This is a genomic window from Spirillospora sp. NPDC049652 (assembly GCF_040675125.1).
Lineage (GTDB): Bacteria > Actinomycetota > Actinomycetes > Streptosporangiales > Streptosporangiaceae > Spirillospora.
In genome coordinates this window covers 1-1,440 of the sequence record NZ_JBFAOF010001389.1, presented here as the reverse complement: position 1 = coordinate 1,440, position 1,440 = coordinate 1, and the positions used below count along the sequence as shown (strand labels likewise).

At 72.6% G+C, this 1,440-nt stretch carries 1 protein-coding gene and 1 pseudogene; one reads left to right on the top strand and one right to left on the bottom strand.

The annotated features are described in order from the left end of the window. Positions 1 to 798, bottom strand: a 798-nt coding sequence (locus AB0J52_RS40460) for a globin domain-containing protein (RefSeq protein ID WP_500188510.1), incomplete at its 3' end; no start/stop codon positions are given. Positions 799 to 1,246: 448 nt separating this feature from the next. Between AB0J52_RS40460 and AB0J52_RS40455 the strand changes: the two are divergent. Continuing rightward, positions 1,247 to 1,440, top strand: a pseudogene (locus tag AB0J52_RS40455) (hypothetical protein); the annotation flags it as partial.

Sequence of the window (1,440 nt, the reverse complement as noted above, 5' to 3'; positions counted from 1 at the left end):
CGGCGTGCCGGAGATCGCCCGCAGCGGCGCTAGCCCGGTGCCGCCCGCGACGAGCAGCAGGTCGCGGTCGGCGTTCTCAGGCGGGGCCATCGCGCCGCCCGCGGGGCCGAGCAGCAGGGTGTCGCCGACGCCGGTGTGTCGGACCAGCGTGCCACTCACCCAGCCGCCCGGGACGGCCCGGACGTGCAGCCGCAGCAGCCCGTCCGGACGCGGCGCGTTCGCGATCGAGTAAGGCCGCCAGACCCGGGGCCAGCGCGCGGTCTGGACGGTGATGTGCTGGCCCGCCGAGAACCGCAGGGCCTGGCCGGGCCGCAGCGTCAGGACGGCGATGTCCGGGGTGCGGCGCTCGTGCTCGACGACCTCGGCCACCCACCAGGGCGGGGCCTGGGCGGCGTCCCGGGCGGCGGCCGCGATCATGGTCTCGGCGGCCGCGTCGAACGCGGCGGCCCAGGCGGCCTCGGCCTCCGCCGTCCAGGCGGCGCCGGAGAACTTCCGCAGGGTCGCCAGCAGGGCCGAGCGCAGCGCCGGGTAGTGCTCGGGCCGGACGCCGAACTTGCGGTGGCTCCGGCCGAGCCGGTCGAGGTAGGACGTCATGGAGCCGGGGCTGTCCAGGCTCCACACGAGTTCGGTGAGCGCGTGCAGGAGCCGGTCGTGCTGGAGGTCCATCGCGGGCGGGAAAAGGGTGCGCAGCCGCGGATTCTCGGCGAACAGCCGTCCGTAGAAATAGGCGACCGCGTGGACGCCGTGCGATTCGATCCGGCCGAAACTCTCTTTGACGATACGCGGATCCAGGGACATTTACCGGGCTCGCCCCCAAGGCAATTGTTGGCCGGCGCCGACGCTCCCCGGCGCTTCCGGCGCCCTCGGCGTTGTCCGACTTCCCGGGATTCTCTCACCGCCAGCCGAGGATTCTCAACCCTTACGTGTCAACTACCGTGCAGTATGCCGAAGAGTAGTTGGCACATCATTTTCGGTGATCGGCCATTGCGTTTTCCGGAGATGGATACTGATCGGTATTCCAACCGCCCGAATCACCGCGATGCGCAGGCATTCGCAGGGAGGGGAAAGTCGACTCCGGTCTCGGCGCGGCGGGCGCGCGCGGACCCTGCGGTGCGCGATTCTCTACCCCGGTAGGAGATTCGCCGGGCGGAAGTTCCCGGCATGCAGCATCATGGCCTCGCGTCAACGGGAGATCACCGGCCGCCGCGAGGGCGACGGCGCGCCGGGGCTGAGGAGGGGGCCGCGCGTGGCGGACAGGGCAGCGCAGGAGATCGAGGACGGGCCCGGCTGCCCGCGGACCGGTGGGGGCGGAGCCGGCGAGGACGGCCCCGAACCGCCGCTGATCGGGATCACGACCTACCTGGAGTCGGCGCGCTGGGCGGTGTGGGAGCGCGAGGCGGCGGTGCTGCCCACGCCCTACCCGCGGGCGGTCGAGCGGGC